Annotated in this window: 16 protein-coding genes and 1 pseudogene; 6 read left to right on the top strand and 11 right to left on the bottom strand. The window is 57.9% G+C overall.

What is annotated here, in order from left to right; translation table 11 throughout:
• Positions 1-5: 5 nt before the first annotated feature.
• The 3 genes from H6G62_RS12275 to H6G62_RS12265 form a co-directional block, all read right to left on the bottom strand.
• Complete coding sequence (locus tag H6G62_RS12275; protein ID WP_190495487.1) at positions 6-746, bottom strand: DUF561 domain-containing protein; 741 nt, start codon at positions 744-746, stop codon at positions 6-8.
• A 97-nt stretch (positions 747-843) separates the two neighbouring features.
• Positions 844-2,493 carry a glycosyltransferase family 39 protein gene (locus H6G62_RS12270; protein ID WP_190495485.1) on the bottom strand — a complete coding sequence of 550 codons (1,650 nt, stop codon included), beginning with the start codon at positions 2,491-2,493 and terminating at the stop codon, positions 844-846.
• Complete coding sequence (locus H6G62_RS12265) at positions 2,493-3,782, bottom strand: glucose-1-phosphate adenylyltransferase (protein ID WP_190495484.1); 1,290 nt, start codon at positions 3,780-3,782, stop codon at positions 2,493-2,495. The genes H6G62_RS12270 and H6G62_RS12265 overlap by 1 nt, the downstream gene beginning before the upstream one ends.
• Positions 3,783-4,037: 255 nt before the next feature.
• Here H6G62_RS12265 and H6G62_RS12260 point away from each other — a divergent pair, with 255 nt between their 5' ends.
• The gene (locus H6G62_RS12260; protein ID WP_190495482.1) at positions 4,038-4,412 is read left to right on the top strand and encodes a cyclic nucleotide-binding domain-containing protein; all 375 of its coding nucleotides are present in this window, start codon (positions 4,038-4,040) and stop codon (positions 4,410-4,412) included.
• A gap of 158 nt (positions 4,413-4,570) precedes the next feature.
• Positions 4,571-6,160 carry a glucose-6-phosphate isomerase gene (locus H6G62_RS12255; protein ID WP_190495476.1) on the top strand — a complete coding sequence of 530 codons (1,590 nt, stop codon included), beginning with the start codon at positions 4,571-4,573 and terminating at the stop codon, positions 6,158-6,160.
• A gap of 251 nt (positions 6,161-6,411) precedes the next feature.
• On the opposite strand, the gene H6G62_RS12250 is transcribed toward H6G62_RS12255, so the two are convergent.
• The 5 genes from H6G62_RS12250 to H6G62_RS12230 all read right to left on the bottom strand — a co-directional run bounded on the left by H6G62_RS12250 (position 6,412) and on the right by H6G62_RS12230 (position 10,448).
• The gene (locus tag H6G62_RS12250) at positions 6,412-6,555 is read right to left on the bottom strand and encodes a chlorophyll a/b-binding protein (protein ID WP_190495474.1); all 144 of its coding nucleotides are present in this window, start codon (positions 6,553-6,555) and stop codon (positions 6,412-6,414) included.
• 327 nt (positions 6,556-6,882) lie between these two features.
• Complete coding sequence (gloA, locus tag H6G62_RS12245; RefSeq protein ID WP_190495472.1) at positions 6,883-7,293, bottom strand: lactoylglutathione lyase; 411 nt, start codon at positions 7,291-7,293, stop codon at positions 6,883-6,885.
• A 73-nt stretch (positions 7,294-7,366) separates the two neighbouring features.
• The gene (locus H6G62_RS12240; RefSeq protein ID WP_190495470.1) at positions 7,367-8,431 is read right to left on the bottom strand and encodes an LOG family protein; all 1,065 of its coding nucleotides are present in this window, start codon (positions 8,429-8,431) and stop codon (positions 7,367-7,369) included.
• A 176-nt stretch (positions 8,432-8,607) separates the two neighbouring features.
• The gene (gene trxA / locus H6G62_RS12235) at positions 8,608-8,928 is read right to left on the bottom strand and encodes a thioredoxin (protein WP_190495468.1); all 321 of its coding nucleotides are present in this window, start codon (positions 8,926-8,928) and stop codon (positions 8,608-8,610) included.
• Positions 8,929-9,290: 362 nt separating this feature from the next.
• The gene (locus H6G62_RS12230; protein WP_190495466.1) at positions 9,291-10,448 is read right to left on the bottom strand and encodes a GuaB3 family IMP dehydrogenase-related protein; all 1,158 of its coding nucleotides are present in this window, start codon (positions 10,446-10,448) and stop codon (positions 9,291-9,293) included.
• 156 nt (positions 10,449-10,604) lie between these two features.
• Here H6G62_RS12230 and H6G62_RS12225 point away from each other — a divergent pair, with 156 nt between their 5' ends.
• Positions 10,605-11,309: an NAD-binding protein gene (locus H6G62_RS12225; protein ID WP_190495464.1), complete on the top strand. Its 705-nt coding sequence runs from the start codon at positions 10,605-10,607 to the stop codon at positions 11,307-11,309.
• A 111-nt stretch (positions 11,310-11,420) separates the two neighbouring features.
• Here H6G62_RS12225 and H6G62_RS12220 read toward each other — a convergent pair whose 3' ends face one another.
• The gene (locus H6G62_RS12220; protein ID WP_190495462.1) at positions 11,421-12,185 is read right to left on the bottom strand and encodes an HAD-IA family hydrolase; all 765 of its coding nucleotides are present in this window, start codon (positions 12,183-12,185) and stop codon (positions 11,421-11,423) included.
• A 182-nt stretch (positions 12,186-12,367) separates the two neighbouring features.
• On the opposite strand from H6G62_RS12220, the gene H6G62_RS12215 reads away from it, so the two are divergent.
• The gene (locus tag H6G62_RS12215; RefSeq protein WP_190495459.1) at positions 12,368-13,360 is read left to right on the top strand and encodes a cysteine synthase A; all 993 of its coding nucleotides are present in this window, start codon (positions 12,368-12,370) and stop codon (positions 13,358-13,360) included.
• A gap of 193 nt (positions 13,361-13,553) precedes the next feature.
• On the opposite strand, the pseudogene H6G62_RS27835 reads toward H6G62_RS12215, so the two are convergent.
• A pseudogene (locus H6G62_RS27835) lies at positions 13,554-13,895 on the bottom strand (hypothetical protein); the annotation flags it as partial.
• Positions 13,896-14,254: 359 nt separating this feature from the next.
• On the opposite strand from H6G62_RS27835, the gene hmpF reads away from it, so the two are divergent.
• Both hmpF and H6G62_RS12200 read left to right on the top strand, forming a co-directional pair.
• Positions 14,255-16,015: a pilus motility taxis protein HmpF gene (gene hmpF, locus H6G62_RS12205; RefSeq protein WP_190495455.1), complete on the top strand. Its 1,761-nt coding sequence runs from the start codon at positions 14,255-14,257 to the stop codon at positions 16,013-16,015.
• 87 nt (positions 16,016-16,102) lie between these two features.
• Positions 16,103-16,309, top strand: coding sequence for a glycogen debranching protein (locus H6G62_RS12200; RefSeq protein ID WP_190495453.1), 207 nt, complete (start codon positions 16,103-16,105; stop codon positions 16,307-16,309).
• Here the strand turns inward: H6G62_RS12200 and pheT are convergent.
• Positions 16,306-17,952: a phenylalanine--tRNA ligase subunit beta gene (gene pheT, locus H6G62_RS12195; RefSeq protein ID WP_190495451.1), complete on the bottom strand. Its 1,647-nt coding sequence runs from the start codon at positions 17,950-17,952 to the stop codon at positions 16,306-16,308. The genes H6G62_RS12200 and pheT overlap by 4 nt on opposite strands.
• Positions 17,953-18,215: the final 263 nt, after the last annotated feature.

Raw genomic sequence — 18,215 nt, 5'->3', positions numbered from 1 at the left:
CAGACCTAGGCGCGAGCGGCAACCTTGGCGGTTTGCAGGCTTTCGGCCAGTTTGCGAACCACAGCGACCATGGCCAGGGGGTTATCCAGCTTGTTGACGGCGGAACCTACGCCCACGCCAGCGGCCCCGGCGGCAATGGCCATGGGGGCGGTCACATCGGACAGACCAGAAGCGCAGAGCACGGACACGGACACGGCACGGGAGATTTCGTAGGCGGCGGCCAGGGTGGGAGCGGCTTTTTCGATCAGGCCCAGGGTGCCGGGGTGGGTGGGCTGACTGCTGGTGCCGCCTTCGGTTTGGATGATGTCGGCTCCGGCGGCGACCAGGGCTTCGGCCAGGGCCACCTGCTCATCTAGGGCTAGGATGTGGGGCACGGTGACGGAGAGGGTGATTTCCGGCAGCAGGGCACGGGTGCGGTGGGTGAGGTCGAGCACTTCAGGGGCCTCAAAGCGGCGACCTTGGGCGTAGAAGGCGTCAAAGTTGCCGATTTCGATCAGATCCGCCCCAGCGGCCACGGGTGCCAAAAAGGCAGCGGGATCGACGGCAGAAACGCAAATGGGCAGGTCGGTCGCTGCCTTGGCCAAACGCACCAGTTCCGCATCGGCAGCGATGTCTACGAAGGTGGCCCCACCCTGATCAGCCGCCTTCACAATATCCACCACATGGGCGGCGTTGAAGTTGGTGAGACCGCTAATGATTTTGAGGGCGGTTTGGTTGGCCAAAGCCTGTTGTAGGTCAGAACGCATAGAAAATCTCTCAAACGCTGAATTCAGTCTGCCCCATTGTCGCATTGTCGGCTGTACTGTGGTGAACCGAATCGTGATCTGCCGGACTGGGCAAGCTTCAGGGCGCATCCGGCTGGCAGCGTTCGCCGTCGGTGGTGAAGGCCAGGGGATAGGCGGGATCGAGGGGAGAACCAATGTCCTTAGCCCGCAGTCCGTAGCCCGTGACGAGGTGGTAGGTCTGAATCGGGCGACCAAAACGCCGAATGGTGAGGGTTTGGGACGATCCTGTACGTTCAAACATAGCCAAGTGGGCGGGACAAATCGGGTGCCAATCTTCTCCCAACAGTACCGCATCCCGTCCATCCAAGGCTTCAATGTCATACCAAAAGTCGGTTTGGTCAATGCGGCCCGAAATGGCGAGGACGTTAGGGTTATCCAACTGGTAAGCCAACGCCCCAGCAGATCGGTAATCCGTGGTCAACAGCAGCGGATTATCTAGGGGTTCGGCCTGGGCGGTGACGGCGGCGGCGATAGCATCCCAGCCAAAGAGGGCGGCACTGTCATGATCGGCTGGCCCAAACAGAGCGGTGATGGGAATGATTGTGTAGTGAATGGTTAGAACCACCACGGTAAACAGCCCTAACCCTTGAGCCGCAATCATCTGACGGGGATAGCGAAGAGGCAATAACCCATCTCGATCCGGCTGATCCTGGAGTTGACGGGGTTGACTCGGTGGGATCTCCCCATAACTCGTGTCAGCCTGATCTGAATCTGGCAATCTACTGGGACGATAGAAGCGATCCGCCAGCAGGGGAAACAGCAGCGGGTAGGCCAGGATATTCCAGTAATACAGCGCCACGGAAACCAGGGAGAGGGCGACAAAGGTACCCGTCGAAAGAGCAAAAATCCACCCTGCCACCACCGGATAAAGAGAAGGTCGCACAAAAGTTTGGTTGACCCGTCGCCACCGTCGCCCTATGCGCCACAGCCCCCAGGAGTGAATAGGGCCAAGGATGAGGGCGCAAAGCAGCAAAAAGACCAGCGGTTGCAGGACATTTAGGGTTAATCCGTTGTCGCTGGTGCGCTCGCCATAGAACTGAAAGGAGGCAAACCCCTGCTGCCAGTTCCAAATCAGAATGGGAGACAGGGTTAGAATTGTGATCCCCAAGGCCAGGTACAGTCGGAAATCCAAAAACAACCGTCTTAAAGATCGCTGGGTCAACAGCGTCACCAAAAAGCCCAGCCCCACAAAGACGGCATTGTATTTGCTGAGTCCGGCCAAGCCTAAAAACAGGGCAGATCGGTAGAGGGGGCGGGATTTTCCGTGACCATCGGCCTGGTAGCCATCCACAAACCGGACAAAATCAAAGCTGCTGAGGACGGCCAAGGTGACGAGCCAGTGGTCGTGCCATGCCATCGCCAAAAATAGGAAAAACAGCGGCGATGCCACCAGCAGCAAAATCATCAGCCACAGCCGATCTTCGCCGTCCTCGCCATAGAGATAGCGGCCCACGCGGTAAAGGGTAACGGCCAAAATCCCGTTGCTGACCAGGTTCGACAGCCGCAGCACCCAGGTAGACCGTCCGAGCAGGGTTGAAAAAAGCCCCTGTACCCAGGCGTGAAAGGGGGGATGGTCGTAGTAGGAAAAGCTGGGATGCTGACCCCACAGCCAGTAGTAGGCTTCGTCGGGATTAGGGAAAGCCCCAACCCAAAACCACAGCCGCACCGTCAAAAAGGCCAGCAAAAACCATCGACCCCACCGCCACACTAGATGATCATGCCGTCGGGGATAGTGGCATTTTTCAGCACCACTACGATGCCACTACGGATATAGAAGCCCAGGTCTTCCCGTTCCGCCTCTTGGACGTTTTCTTTGTTGACGATCTGCACGTTGCGGCCAATGCGGGCGTTTTTGTCGATGATGGCGCGACGAATCACCGACCCTTCGCCCACGCCCATGGGCACTTTGCTGCGGGTGAGGTGCTGGCTACTTTCCGAGAGGGGTTCGTAGTAGTCGGCCCCCATCAGCAGAGAATCTTCGATGACGCAGTTGGCATTGATGCGCTGGCGTAGACCGATGACGGAATGGTGGACGCGACAATTCTTGAGAATGCAGCCCTCGGTGATGCTGGATTCGGTGATGTGGCAATCCTGGAGTTTGTTGGGGGGCAGATAGCGGGAACGGGTGTAGATGGGGGCGTCTTCGTGGTAGAAGCTGAAGGGCGGCTGGGGCTGCATGGTCAGCGCCAGGTTCGCGTCATAGAATGCCTCAATCGTCCCGATGTCTTCCCAGTAGCCATCAAACAGGTAGGCTTGAACGTTGTGATCCCGCGCCGAAGCCGGAATAATTTCTTTGCCAAAGTCGGTTTGATCCAGACCCTTACGCAGTAGGTCGATCAGAACTTGCTTTTTGAAGACATAGATCCCCATGGAGGCGATGAAGGGCTGTTCCTTGGCCTGGTCGGGAGTGAGGCCGAGGACCGTGGTATCCACCTTCATGCGATCTAGGGCGTCACCCTTGGGTTTTTCGCTGAAATCCACCACGCGCCCGGTGCCGTCGATTTTCATCAGGCCAAATTCCGAGGCTTGCTTATAGCCAATCGGCACCACGGACAGGGTGATATCCGCATTGGTGGCTCGGTGGCGTTCCACAAATAGGCTGTAGTCCATCCGGTAGAGATGATCCCCGGACAAAATCAGGAAATCATCCACATTCCAGGTCTCGAACAGCCAGAGGTATTTCCGCACGGCATCCGCTGTGCCTTGGAACCAGCTAGGGCTATCGGGGGTTTGCTGAGCCGCCAACACTTCTACAAAGCCTTCCGTGAAGTGGGAAAACTGGTAGGCCCGCGAAATATGGCGGTTGAGGGAGGCGGAATTGAATTGCGTCAGAACATAAATCTTATGAATTTCGGAATTGATGCAGTTACTTACCGGGATGTCAATGAGGCGATACTTCCCGGCCAGGGGAACCGCTGGCTTGGCCCGAAACTTGGTTAATGGATACAACCGGGTGCCGGCACCCCCACCCAAAATAATCGCCAATACTGATTTCACGACGCTTCCTCGTTGATCCCCACGGATGACCTTAGTTTGCACATCTACAGTTTGGGCCGGAGGGTACACCTTGACAAGGGGGATCGTTGAAGATTGTGGCAGATTGTGACCCAGACCACGTTCTCCCTAGGACCCTAGCAAGGGCCATGCTCCCAGGGGCTTAAAGTGACGTTAACCCGCCGACTCGGTTGCCGCTATAGAATGGCAGCGATATCTGTGTATCCACACTGTTGAGAACTGTTGAGAGGCGACGCCATGCTGAATCCGGCCCATGCCATTTCGCTCTTTACGAAAGCCCCCGATATTCATCTGTTCAAAGCGGGGGAAACCATCTTTGAAATTGGCACCACGGGCCAGGTCATGTACGGCGTGATCGAGGGCGAAGTGGACATGATGGTCAACGGCAAGGTCTTCGAGACTATCCAGGCCGGGGACGTGTTTGGGGAAGGGGCGCTAGTGCAAGATCCCCCCCTGCGGGCCTCCACCGCCGTCGCCAAAACCGACTGCAAGCTGGCCGCTATGGATAAAACCCACTTCAAGTTTTTGGTGCAGGAAACCCCCCTCTTTGCCCTAGAGGTGATCCGCAGCATGTCCACCCGTCTGCGTGCTGCCAAGGCACACCTCTCCTAGGCCAACGGCTGAGGGGTGTGCTTTTCTAGGACAGGTTGGGCTTTCCCATCGGTTCTTGGGCCACAATTCTGCGGAAATTGGGCCGAAATTGCACAGAACGAAAGAGCGCCCCTTCAGTACACTAATAGAGCATGGGGTTCGTACAAGGAAGAATCACGATGACGGCAGCGGCTCTTTGGCAACGCTACAAAGACTGGCTCTACTACCACGAAGGGCTGGGCTTTTACCTTGATGTCAGCCGCATGGGGTTTGATGATGCCTTCTTGGCCGACATGCAGCCCCGCTTTGCCAAGGCTTTTGCAGATATGGCTGCCCTAGAGGCTGGAGCCATCGCCAACCCCGACGAAAACCGCATGGTGGGCCATTACTGGCTACGCAACGCCGAACTGGCCCCCACCCCCGAACTGAAGCAAGACATCCTCGATACCCTGGTGCAGATCGAGCACTTTGCCAGCCAGGTACGCACCGGAAATATTGCGCCACCGGGCCAGCCTCGCTTTACCGACATCCTCTCCATCGGCATTGGCGGATCGGCCCTAGGGCCGCAGTTTGTCGCCCAAGCCCTGGGGCCAGATTTTCCGCCTCTGAACATTCATTTCATCGACAACACCGACCCCGAAGGCATCGACCGCATCCTCGGCAAGCTGGAGGACGCGCTGCCTACCACCCTGGTGATTGTTACCTCTAAATCCGGCGGCACCCCCGAAACCCGCAACGGCATGTTGGAGGTAATGGACGAGTTTAAAGCCAAGGGGCTGAATTTCCCCAAACAGGCGGTGGCCGTCACCGGACGGGGGAGCCAACTGGAAAACCAGGCGATCCAAGAGGGCTGGCTAGCCACCTTCCCCATGCGCGACTGGGTGGGGGGCCGCACCTCGGAACTGTCCGCCGTGGGATTGCTACCCGCCGCCCTGCAAAACATCAGCATTCGCTCCATCCTGGGCGGGGCCAAGGAGATGGATACCGCCACCCGCGTCCCCGACCTGCGCCGCAACCCCGCCGCCCTAATTGCCCTAGCCTGGTACTACGCGGGCAACGGCAAGGGCGACAAAGACATGGTGGTGCTGCCCTACAAAGACAGCCTGCTGCTATTCAGCCGCTACCTCCAGCAGTTGGTGATGGAATCCCTCGGTAAGGAAAAGGATCTCGACGGCAATCTGGTCTACCAGGGCATTGCGGTCTACGGCAACAAGGGTTCCACCGACCAACACGCCTACGTCCAACAGTTGCGGGACGGCCTGCCCAGTTTCTTCGTCACCTTCATTGAGGTGCTGAAGGATCGATCCAGGGATTCCATCGAACTGGAACCGGGGATTACCTCTGGCGACTATCTCTGCGGCTTTTTGCAGGGCACCCGCAAGGCCCTCTACGAAAACGCCCGCGAATCCATCACCATCACCATCCCCGAAGTCAACGCCCACACCGTCGGTGCCCTGATCGCCCTCTACGAGAGGGCTGTGGGGCTGTATGCCTCCCTGGTGAACATCAACGCCTACCACCAGCCCGGTGTGGAAGCGGGCAAAAAAGCCGCCGCCGAGGTGCTAAAGGTGCAAAACGCCATCGTCGAGACCCTGCGTCAAAGCCCCGAAGCCCTCAGCCTGAAGGAACTCGCGGCCAAGGCGGGCTATCCCGACGACATCGAAATCATCTACGCCCTGGTGCGCCACCTCCATACCAACCAGCGCCAGGTGGTGATCCATGGCAATCCGGGCTATCCCGATGTGATTAAAATCGCCGCCCTGCCCTAGGGCCAGTCAGTCCCAAGGGTCTCATCCCCAATCCGACCCCTATCCCCCGATTCCCAACCCATTAAATCGTAGGGGTGAGGTCTCCTCACCCGCTGATACCGGGGGCAGCCGAGCCGGATTGGGTATCACCAGACCACCACGAAAAAGGGAAGCCAGTGACGGCTTCCCTACAATTCTCACGGTTTTAAGCGATGGCTTTACGGACGACCTAGGCAATCTTTGGAAATCGTCGCCCAGCGAAGCCGAGGGGCTTACATCAAGCCGATTTGAGACAGAATACCTTGACCAGTGAGCAGCTCGGTAGCAACGCCGATGACGAAGCCCAGCATGGCCAGACGACCGTTCCAGGTTTCAGCAAAGGCCACGAAGCCAAATTTGCTTTCGTTGTTTTCCATGGTGAGTAACTCCTAGAGGATAGAGGGCAAACAATTCAACATCCTGTAACTTAAGTTAACATAACTTTCCTAAAGCGGTAGCCTGTCAGCCTAACTTTTTTTCGATGGTAGAAATAAGCGTGACCTATAGTCTGGGCGAATGGTATAGAGAAATACCAGGATTTGAAGCCTAGGGACTGACCTGGGTATAGAAAACGGGCTGACGGGCTGGCGCACCGTCAAAAAGCTTTGATACCAATCCGGCTTGTTTGCCCCCGGTATCAGCGAGCGAGGAGACCTCATGGTCGATGGGTTGGGCAATCAGGGCACCGGGTTTTAGGATCGGAACTAGCTGGCCTTGGTGGTGCCTGCGGAGGTGCCCAGTTGAATCAGTTCCACCTTGTAGCCATCGGGGTCTTGCACAAAGGCAATGACTGTCGAGCCATGCTTCATGGGGCCAGGTTCCCGTACCACATGGCCGCCCATGGCCTTAATTTGCTCACAGGTTTTGTAAATGTCGTCTACCCCCAGGGCGATGTGGCCGTAGGCGGTGCCCAAGTCGTAGGACTCTACTCCCCAGTTGTAGGTGAGTTCGAGGACGGTGTGGTCGGCCTCGTCGCCATAGCCCACAAAAGCCAGGGTAAACTCGCCACCGGGATAGTCCTTCTTGCGCAGGAGCTGCATCCCCAGCACGTCGCAGTAGAATTTCAGCGACCGTTCCAGATCGCCCACTCGCAGCATGGTATGTAGGAGTCGCATGGCTTTCACATCCTTCAAAAATAGATCTGTTCCATTGTGCCGAGATTCAACCCAGCCAGAAAGGGGCGGAGCGTTATTTCCGTTCTGGATGCTCCATTTCGGGACGCCCATCGCCCAGGTCGTTCAGCCGTCGGATCAATTGGTGGAGTTTGGCAAAGTCTCGGTGGTTAAAGTGCAGCACCAGCCGGGGTAGGGAGATGGTTTCATCGTTTTTTTCCTCCGGGAGCGCTGCCGACTTCTCAATCTGGCCCTTGGACAGAATGTCGCCATACTCTTCGTTGAGTAGCATCACTGCCGCATCGGGCAACTCGCCTTTGAGGCGTAGCACCAGTCGATCTCCCACATAGCGGCAGGAGTGGTAAACCCGATAAAAGCTGCTGATGGCATGGCAGGCATCGTCTACGTTGTCGGTGATGGTGTAGAGACTGGGATCGTCGGGGCTAATCAAGCCGCGCTCCATCAGGTGATTCCGAATGTAGGTGTCCCAGTCTTTCCAGTAGTTGCTGCCGGGATGGTCGATCAGCACGACGGGCATTGGGTCGGCCTTGCCCGTTTGAATCAGCGTTAGGGACTCGAACCCCTCGTCCTGGGTGCCAAAGCCACCGGGGAACAGGGCCAGGGCATCGCTCTCACGAATAAAAAACAGCTTGCGGGTAAAGAAATACTTGAAGTTCACCAGTTTGGGGTTGTCGGTCATCACCGGGTTGGCCCCCTGCTCGAAGGGAAGCTGAATGTTCAACCCAAAGGAATTCTCTGGCCCTGCCCCGGCGTTGCCCGCCTCCATAATGCCGCCCCCGGCTCCGGTCATCACCATGAAGCCCAGTTGGGTCACCTGCTCCGCAAATTGCTGGGCCAAGACATAGTCGGGATTGTCGGATCCCATGCGGGCAGAGCCGAAAATGGTGATTTTGCGGGTGTGGCGGTAGGGATGAAAAATCTGGAAGCCCTGCTCCATATCCAGCAGCGCATAGTTGAGAATCTTCCAGTCCAGGCGATCCGACTCGCGGCTCATCATCCGCAGGATGGTCTCTAGCACCTGCCGAATCAGCTTGCCATGCTCCAGGGTGGATAAATGCTCTAGCAAGATCGCCATATCGGCCTGGATATGGGCTGGAAGCGTCGAAGGGGTCGTAACCATAGGACTGGAAATAAATGGGCAGTGTTCTATTCTACCGAGAATTGTTATCGGGCCGGAGGGTGTTCTCATCGGCGGCGGCATCCAGCAAAAACACCTGCCTCGCCAGGAAGCAGGTGCTTAGAATGAGGGACAAAGCCCCTTGGAAATGGGCGAAATTTAGCGGGATAAGCTGAAGCCTAGAGATACTTTTCTAGGGTGTTAGCCAGGGTGGTTTTGGGGACGGCCCCAACCACCATATCCACCCGCTGCCCTTCTTTGAAGATCATCAGGGTGGGGATGCTGCGAATGCCGTAATCGCTGGCCACTCGGGGGTTTTCGTCGGTGTTAACCTTGACCACCTTCACCTTGCCGTCGTACTGTTCGGCAATTTCCTCGACCACGGGAGCCACCATCCGGCAGGGGCCACACCATGGAGCCCAAAAATCTACCAGGACGGGAACGGTACTTTCGAGGACTTCTTGCTTAAACGTAGAATCTGTGACCTGAGCGGCTGCCATGCCTAGTCTTCCTTGCCTTTCTTAAACACACGCCATCTTACCATAGCCAAAAACCACCCCTTTAAACGCTGGCCATACAAAAAGAAACGGCCCCCAAAGAAACCGCCTGAACCCAAAGGCCCAGGCGGAGTGTGGTGTGAGGAGTGAACGGAAACTTTCGTCTCCGCTTTTTCCCATTGTACCGTGGACAATCCGAAATCTGCCACTCTGTAAAGCGGGGGATTTCGGAAAGTGGGGTAATGCGCTACGTCTAAATCTAACCCATTCGCCTGTAGGGGTTTGGGCTCCTTACGCGCCCAAACCGGGGGCAACTTATCAGACCTGAGGCTTCAGGCTTAAGGCTAAGGATCTGGGGTTAAGAGTTATTTCCCCATGCCAAGCTGCTGGGCTTTTTGGTAGACTTTGCCCTCCGTCAGCAGGGAGGGGGCGATCACCACTTCAACCTGCTGCATTTCCTTGAGATCCTTCGCGCCCAGGGTGCTCATGCTGGTTTGCAGGGCTCCTAGGAAATTGTGGGTACCGTCATCGAGTTGGGCGGGGCCGCGCAGAATTTGCTCTAGGGTTCCGGTGGTACCTACCCGAATGCGGGTGCCACGGGGCAGCACGGGGCTAGGGGTGGCCATGCCCCAGTGGAAGCCTCGGCCTGGGGCTTCGGCAGCACGGGCAAAGGGAGAACCAATCATCACCCCATCGGCACCGCAGGCAATGCACTTACAGATGTCGCCCCCGGTGACTAGGCCACCATCGGCAATGATGGTGACGTAGCGTCCGGTTTCCTGGAAGTAGGCATCGCGGGCGGCGGCGCAGTCGGAGACGGCGGTAGCTTGGGGTACACCAACGCCCAACACCCCACGGGACGTACAGGCGGCACCGGGGCCAATGCCCACTAGGACGCCAGCGGCTCCGGCCTTCATCAGGTTGAGGGCTACTTCATAGGTGACACAGTTGCCCAAAATCACAGGCATGGGCATGGTCTGACAAAAATTCGCTAAATCCAAGGGCGCAATGGATTCGGGGGAGAGGTGGGCGGTGGACACCACGGTGGCCTGCACAAAGACCAGATCGGCCCCGGCAGCGGCAATGGTTGGGCCAAAGCGAGCCGCCCCAGCGGGGGTAACGCTGACGGCGGCGATGCCTCCCCCGGCTTTGATTTCCTGAATGCGCTGGGTGATGAGTTCGGGCTTGATGGGCTCGGCATAGAGGTGCTGCATCAACCCCACAAACTCGTCTTTGCCCACCGAGGCAATCTTGTCGAGGATGGGGTTGGGGTCGGCATAGCGGGTTTGAATGCCTTCTAGGTTGAGCACCCCAAGGGCTCCTAGTTTCGAGAGATGAATGGCCATGGCCACATCCACAACCCCATCCATGGCGCTGGCAATAATGGGAATTTCCCGCTCCATGCCGCCGATTTGCCAGCGTGTATCCGCCAGGGAGGGATCTAGGGTTCTAGGGCCGGGCACGAGGGCGATTTCGTCAATGCCGTAGGCTCTGCGAACGGTTTTGCCGCGACCAAGTTGCATAGTCCTATCCTTTAAAAGTCGTTAAGCTAGCCTAGCAAAAAAGACTTCCCCCCGCTAAAGAAATTCTATTGGGTGGCGCTATTCTTGGCAGGCAATAATAGGATTGAATGGATCAGCGTTCCGCGTTGTTATTGTCCTCCGTTGGGAAATCGGTCTGTGAATCTGACATCGTTGACCTTTTTGCGCAAAATGCGTTCCCCTACCCGCCAGTTTGCGGTGATCGGGCTGGGGCGCTTTGGACGGGCCGTTTGCACCACCCTCAATAGTCTGGGCTATGAGGTGTTGGCTGCCGATGAGGACGAACGCCGCGTCAGCCAGGCCCTCACCGATCAAATCGCTGCCCATGCCGTGCAGTTGGATACGACCCAGCCCACGGCACTGAAGGAGTCGGGCATCACCGAGTTCGATACGGTGATTGTGGCCATCGGTAACTACGTGGAGGAGAGCATTATTACTACCCTAAACCTCAAGGAGGCCGGGGTAAAAAACGTAGTGGCCAAGGCTTCGTCGGAAATTCACGGCAAGTTGCTGGATCGGGTGGGGGCCGATCATGTGGTCTTCCCAGAGCATGAAATGGGGTGCGAACTGGCTCGCTCCCTGACTACGCCGGGAATTTTGGATCGCTTTGAGATCGACCCTGACCACAGCATTGCCGAAGTGATTGTGCCCAAGTCCTTTGACCAAAAAACCATCATTGACCTCGACCTGCGCAACCGCTACGAACTGACTGTGTTAGCCGTCAGTCAAGACCAGCAGCCCGATAAGTTTGAAATCAACCCCAGCCCCGTAACCCGACTAAAGGCGGGCGGCTTGATGGTGGTGATTGGTAGCAACAAGGGTCTGGAGCATCTGCCCATGTAGGAAAAGGCGCAGTACAGCGCACCTGCCCTTGCCCACAACCTCCCCGCCGCCCGCCAGACAGCGGATTTTAGCATCGGAAATTAGCCCAGAACAACGGTTTTAACGATCTTCTCAACTCGCTGCCAGCAAGGATTGCGCCAACTCCAGGGAAAAATAATAGGCATCTTTGGCCTCGCCCCAGAGGACTTCAAAGGGTTGGCTGGGTTCGCCCAGATGGCTAATGACCAAGCTGGCCCCCGGCATGGGCTGGTTGCGGGTGTAGTCGTTGATGGTGACCACCGTTGGCAACCCCGCCGCCACGGCAGCGAGGACACCCTGCTGGCTGTCCTCCAAAACCAGGCAGTGTTCACGGGGCAAATCCATCGCTTCGACCACCAGGTGATAGATGTCGGGGGCAGGCTTTTTAGTGGTCACCATATCCCCAGCGGCAATCATCTCAAACCAGCCGGGGGACTCTGGCCCTAGGAGTTGTTCCAGCAGGGGCAGCACCGAATCCTTGGCGCTGGTGGTGGCAATGGCAAGGCGCACGTTTTGCTGGCGGGCTTCGTATAGCAATCGCCGCACACCGGGCCGCAGGGGGATGACGTTGGCCGTTAGCAGATCCTTAAAATGCCGTCCTTTAGCTTGATGTAGGGCGGTGATCAAGTCCGTAGGATCGCCCTGGGGTCGATCCTTGGGCTGGTAGCGCTCAATGTAGTAACGAATCCGCTCCTTGCCCCCCGCCACTCGCAGCAATTGGCCATAGAGGCCCACTGACCACTGCCAGGGCAAGCCCATTTCCGCAAAGGCGCGGTTGAAGGCGACCCGATGGCCATCGCGCTCGGTTTCGGCTAGGGTGCCATCCACATCAAAAATGAGCGCAGCGGGAAGGGTCATGGGGGCAGGAGACGACTCAGGGAAATGCTGAACGGACGGGCAAAAGCACCCTGATTTTAGCCGAGAAGCCGTCCATTTCACCGTAGGATGAAAAGGCAACCTACCCGCCGATCTAGGGCTGACACCTGGGGTCTGAAACCTAGGGCTGGGGTAGGGCTCTGTTGTCAACGGCGACCACTGGAATGGACATCAAACGCGGCTTTGTCGATACGATTGGAAACACCCCGCTCATCCGCCTCAATAGCGTCAGTGAGGCCACGGGCTGCGAGATTTTGGGCAAAGCGGAATTCCTCAATCCGGGCGGTTCGGTGAAGGATCGGGCCGCGCTTTACATCATCGAAGACGCCGAGAAAAAAGGGCTGCTCAAACCCGGTGGCACCGTGGTAGAAGGCACCGCAGGCAACACGGGTATCGGTTTGGCCCACATCTGTAATGCCAAGGGCTACCGCTGCTTGATCGTCATCCCCGACACCCAATCCCAGGAAAAAATTGACCTGCTGCGTACCCTGGGGGCCGAAGTTCGCACCGTGCCCGCCGTGCCCTACCGCGACCCCAACAACTACGTCAAACTGTCCGGTCGCCTCGCCGAGGAACTGGACAACGCCATCTGGGCCAACCAGTTCGATAACCTGGCCAACCGCCAAGCCCACTACGCCACCACTGGCCCGGAAATTTGGCAGCAAACCGAGGGCACCGTGGATGCCTGGGTGGCGGCCACGGGCACCGGGGGCACCTACGCCGGAACCGCCCTATTTCTGAAAGAGAAGAACCCCAACCTGCACTGCGTCGTGGCCGACCCCATGGGCAGCGGCCTCTATAGCTTCATCAAAACCGGGGAAGTCAACATCCAGGGCAACTCCATCACCGAGGGCATTGGCAACAGTCGCATCACCGCCAACATGGAAAACGTACCCATCGACGACGCCATCCAAGTCAGCGACCCCGAAGCCCTGACGGTGCTCTACCAAATGCTGTACAAAGACGGCCTATTCATGGGCGGTTCCGTTGGCATTAACGTCGCCGCCGCCGTCCAACTGGCCCAACGCCTCGGCCCTGGCCATCGCATCGTCACCGTCCTCTGCGATGGCGGATCCCGCTACCAGTCCCGCATCTACAGCCGCCCCTGGCTAGAGGAAAAGGGTCTCTGGAGCGACGATCTGCTGCCCACCATCTAACGAATCCAGACCTCGCTCTTCTGCATATGGCGAGACAGCGATCCTAGCTACGATCCATACGCCATCGTAAATCTGCGACCTGTTCAATACCAATCTCTCGGCCTTCCAATTTTGATCGGTCTTGTCCATCGATTGGCAATGCGGCTTGGTAGATGGGCTTGAGGTCAGCGACGACCACTTTGCGGTCTTTCTAGGACACATAGCGCAGACCGTTGCGAACCAGATGGACGATGCACAACGGCACCGGGGTGTCGGGATAGGCGGCTTCAATGGCCTGGGGAAAGCCTGTCATATTAAATGTCCCCGGTATCAGTGGGCGAGGAGACCCCGCCCCTACGGTTTGCTGGGCTGGGAAAGCGCCAGAATCTTCTCGTCGAGCCCCGACAGACGGCGCTGATGCTTCGGCACCAGGATGGGATCGACGTCACCGTTGCGGTCGCGGGGGATGGACGTGGTGGTTGAGTTCTCCCGCTAGCGCCCGCTCGACCCGGCGTGTACTGATCTGTTTGAGCAGGCCAGACTCTCCCCGGAGGTCGCCTCACCCCCATCCGTCCCAGATCTCAAGGGCATAAAACCCACGGTTTCGTTACGATGACTTACAGTTGCTCTGGCCAAAATTCGTTAAGATCCGTCTTATGCATCCACTCTGTACGATAGTGTCTGAGTTGGGTGCCCAGGGTATTCCCTAACCGCTGGATAGTATCCACCTCGCGATCACCTCGCGATCTGCGACGAGTGGTTGTCCTTGGTATCACGGCAGGTGCCCCCCAAGCCCGTCTCAACGGCAATCCCCCCTTCTCCACCCCTAACCCCATGGCCTTGTCTCCTCCCCCAGCTTAAATGTTCACTCTGTCGCGTTTACCGTCACGTTTAAAGTAACGAGGATCAACCAGCGTGCTGTACTTAGCAGAAGTCCAGAAAAAGGCCGGATTTATCGGTAGCGGCAAGCCCGAGTTTAAGCTGCTAGCCTGCCAGCGCAACGAGTACAGCTGGAGCGCAGTAACTGGGGACGAAACCCTGGTGGCCCCCGATGATGCCTCCTACAACGCGGGAGCCTTGGTGATGGTAGAGGTGAGCGGCAGTCGCCAAGTGCAGCGCCACTACGAAGCCGGACGCACCCTCACGAATATCCTGCAAAACTTCTCCAACCTCAGCAAGAAATCGAAGACCCAGGAGGAGGAGATCGAGCAGTGGAAGCAGTCCCTCACCTTCCAAAGCCAGGAACTGAATCGGCGGGAGATGGAAATTGAGGCCCGCCAGGAACAGCTTGAGCAGGCGGAGGCCGATTTAGAAAAGGTGGAGGCCCAGCGCCAGGAGATTGAAACCCTGCGCCAAAGCCTAGCCCAGCAGCAGGAGGAACTGGAGCGCCAAAACAAGAACCTGGAAGGAGCCTGGGCACAACTGAACGGCGAGATGCGCCGCCTAGAGGAAATGCGGGCGGAGGCCACTCCGGCGGCGGGGCTGGATCAGGCTCAGGTGGATCAAATTCAGGCCGTGCTCAACCGTCTGACCGAAGCGGTGATGCCCATGGAGACGCTGCGGGAGCCCATTGCCCACGCCACCGATGGCCTCACCTACCACCAGGGGCTGCTGAGCGACTATCGTCAAGCCCTGGAGAATCAACGCCAAAGCCTCGAACGCCAGCAGCAAGATCTCGACCAACAGCGCATTGATCTGGTGCAGCGCTGGGCCGACTGGCACCAATCCGAGGCCGCCCTCATCGCCCAGCGAGAGGATCTCAAACTTCGGCAAAACACCCTCAAACAGCAGCAAGAATCCATCCAACGCCTTTCCGACACCCTTCAGACCCAGGGCAACCTACACCAGAAGCTCTACGACCTGTTGAACACCAGCGACAAGGTACGTCTGAGCAAAAAAGTAGATGTGGACACCCTAGAAGCCATGCCCCTGGGCGATCTGACATCCCTGGTGAGCGAGTTGGAAAAGGACATGGAGAAGGTGTCCCGTTTCGTGTCGGATCAGGAAGAGGAGCTGACCTTAGAACGACAGGCCATTGAGGAAATTAAGGCCAAAATGGAGCAGGCCAACGAGTTCGAGCGCATCCAAATTGAGACGGAACTAGCCGAAGAGCAGGATCGCTACCAAATGCTAAACGAGACCCTGGTGGGTCAGCGGCGCAACCTGCTAGAGCGGGAGGAAGTCCTCAGCCAGCACCAGGCGGTGCTGCGGCGTCGGCAGGGGTTATCAGTGGAGGAGGCTCCCGTTAACTCAGTGGATCTAGAACCCCTGCTCAATTTGGTAGACGAGCAGCGACAACAAACCGTAGCGGCCACCCAGGCCCTAGAGGCAGAGGTGAAGCAGACCCAAGAAGGCATTAGCCAGGTGAAGGAGGCCATCGCCGCCCAGGAACAAGACTTGGCCAGCCGCCGCACCGAAATTGAAACCTTTGAGGCCGAACTGCGCCAACGACAACTGGATCTCGCCGCCCTAGGGGGTAAATTAGCCGTGTGCGAAGAACTGCTGAATCCGGCCCAAGACAGCAGCAACGGCCTACGCCAGTCCCTCGATGCCCTGAACACCGGGGTGACTAAAATCCAGGAATTTAATGACTACCAACTCCAGGCCATTGCCGAACTGCGCCAAACCGTGATGAACGCCATCAACGCCGCCACCCATCAAATGGCCGCTTCCTAGCCCCTAACCCTGGTTTCGGCGGTAGGACGATCACCGTGGTACCGTTAAACCGCTGTCCTCTCTGTTTCTAAAGGGTTGTCCCTGCCCATGATCTGGATTAACGAGCAAATCGACCCCTCCGGGATTATCTATTCCTGTATTGCCTGTACCGACGAAGCCCAGGCCCAAGCCTGCCACCAGTCCTTTGTGGATAACCTCAGTGACGACCAGCGCGAGGCGGGTTGGGTGGCCCAAATTCGCACCGTGAGTTCCTGGGACGAAGTGCCCGTGAACGCCTTGAAGCTCAGCTACTAGTCGGTTGAAGTTAGCGTCATGACCAGGCGATAGATTTGGCTGAGGTTGAGTTCTCCCATGGCGATGGGTTCTGGGAAGGAAAAAGCATTGAGCAGGCGGGGATGGGCTTCACCAAATTCGCCGATGGTCTCTCCGGCCACCTGCACCAGGGCCGAACGCCCCGCAAGATAGTAGGGGCTGTGGCCTTCGGTGAGGGTATAGTCTACCCCTAGGGCTCGCAGCAGGGTTTGGACGTAGGCTTTGGCGGTGGAGAACGAGGATCGGGCATCGAGGCAGGCAAAGCCCCACGCCTGGGATTCTTGCCCCTGCCCCGCCGTTGTGAGGTGGAGAATTTCTCCCGTTTCGTAGAGGTTAATCGGTTTGGGGGCATTGATGTTGCGAGCTAGCACCTCCAAGAGACCCACCTGGAGGGTGGTGCGGGTGGCACTGTAGGTGCGGCTTTTGGCGTTGCTGGTTTGTAAATACTGGTCGGCAAACAGGGCCAGTCGGTCGGGGTCGGTGAGGACGTGGCTTTTCACTTCCATCAGCCCTAGGCGCTGGGACACATCCCCCACCCGAAACACAAACTGTCGTAGTTCATCGGCCTGCCCCAGGTGGAACTTCACCGAGAGCGGTTCGGCCTGAAAGCTGTCGAGACCCAGGGCGACCATCAGATCTCCGGCGAGATCCACCTGGCTCAGCACATCGGTGCGGTAGGTGGGCACATACACCTCATAGGTGCCACTCACCTCCAAATCCATGCGGGCTAGCACCTGCCCTAGCTTAGCTTTGGGGATAGCCGATCCCATAATTTCGTTCAAAAACCGGGCGGAGAAGGGGACTGGGCGGCGGGCTAGGCTAGGGGTAACCTGTGCCCCCAACGGAGTCAGGATGGTGACGGTTTGCACCTCGGCCCCGGTATCTAAAAAGTTGTGGGCCAAAATATTGGCGGTTTCCTGCACCGTTTGCGCCAAAATACCCGTCACATCGATGAACAGGTTGCGGGTGGTGGCGGAGATCTCCCCAACCCCCGCCGCGTTGATAATCGGCGGCAGCGATAACACTTGCCCCTCGGCATCGTGCAGCACGGGCACCCGATCCCCATCGGGTAGGGCAGGGCCATAGAGTTTCCCGGCGGGATGGTGGGCTAGCAGATCGGCGGCGGTGCAGGGAACCGTTTCCCGCAGGGGCACAAAGCTCAGATCGGCCTTATTTTGGGTGGTGTAGGTGAGGTCGCCTGCTAGGCGATCTAGGTCGTAGACGCCGATGGCAATTTTCTTGCGCTGACGGCCAAAGGTTTGGGTCACCTTCTCCTGAAACTGCATCAGCACCTCCAGCCCCCCATCCTGAAGATGGGCCTGACGCACCACCAGGGCCGCTAGGTGCGGGCGCAACCCCAACACCGAGGCATCCACCGTTACCCGATAGCCCGAATCGGCCAGCCCCTCCGGCACCGAACGGGGCTGACCATTGTAAATATTCATGGCCCGAATAAACCCCTCAGCGGCCAGGAGGTCGGGCCGTTCAGCCGTCACCTCCACCTCCAGGTCTTGATCCCGTAGGGTCGCCTCTAGGCCATAGTGAAAAGCTTGCTGCTCCAACTGGCCTAGGGGCGTTTGGGTGAGGCGCTGGAGGTAGGAAAGGGGGAACGTTACCGTGGGCATGGGCTAAGCAGCAGTAAACAGCCAAAAGGTAGACGGGCGGAACGTCAGCAGGCGAACTAGGCCGAAGAACAGGGACGCCATCGCTACAACATCGTCCTTGAGCCTAGGGCACCCCCGCCAAACTGCTCCCATGCTATATCGCATCTGGCCCCAGAAGACGCCCTGTTTCCCTCCAAAATGAGCGAGATTCTAGACAATCCCTCGCCCCATCGGCAGAGGCGTAGGGCGGGCCGGGAAACCCCACCGCCCCCGTGGGCTAGTTA

This window comes from Phormidium sp. FACHB-1136 (assembly GCF_014697375.1).
Taxonomy (GTDB): Bacteria; Cyanobacteriota; Cyanobacteriia; order Phormidesmidales; family Phormidesmidaceae; genus Nodosilinea.
This window is presented reverse-complemented; position numbering and strand designations above follow the sequence as displayed.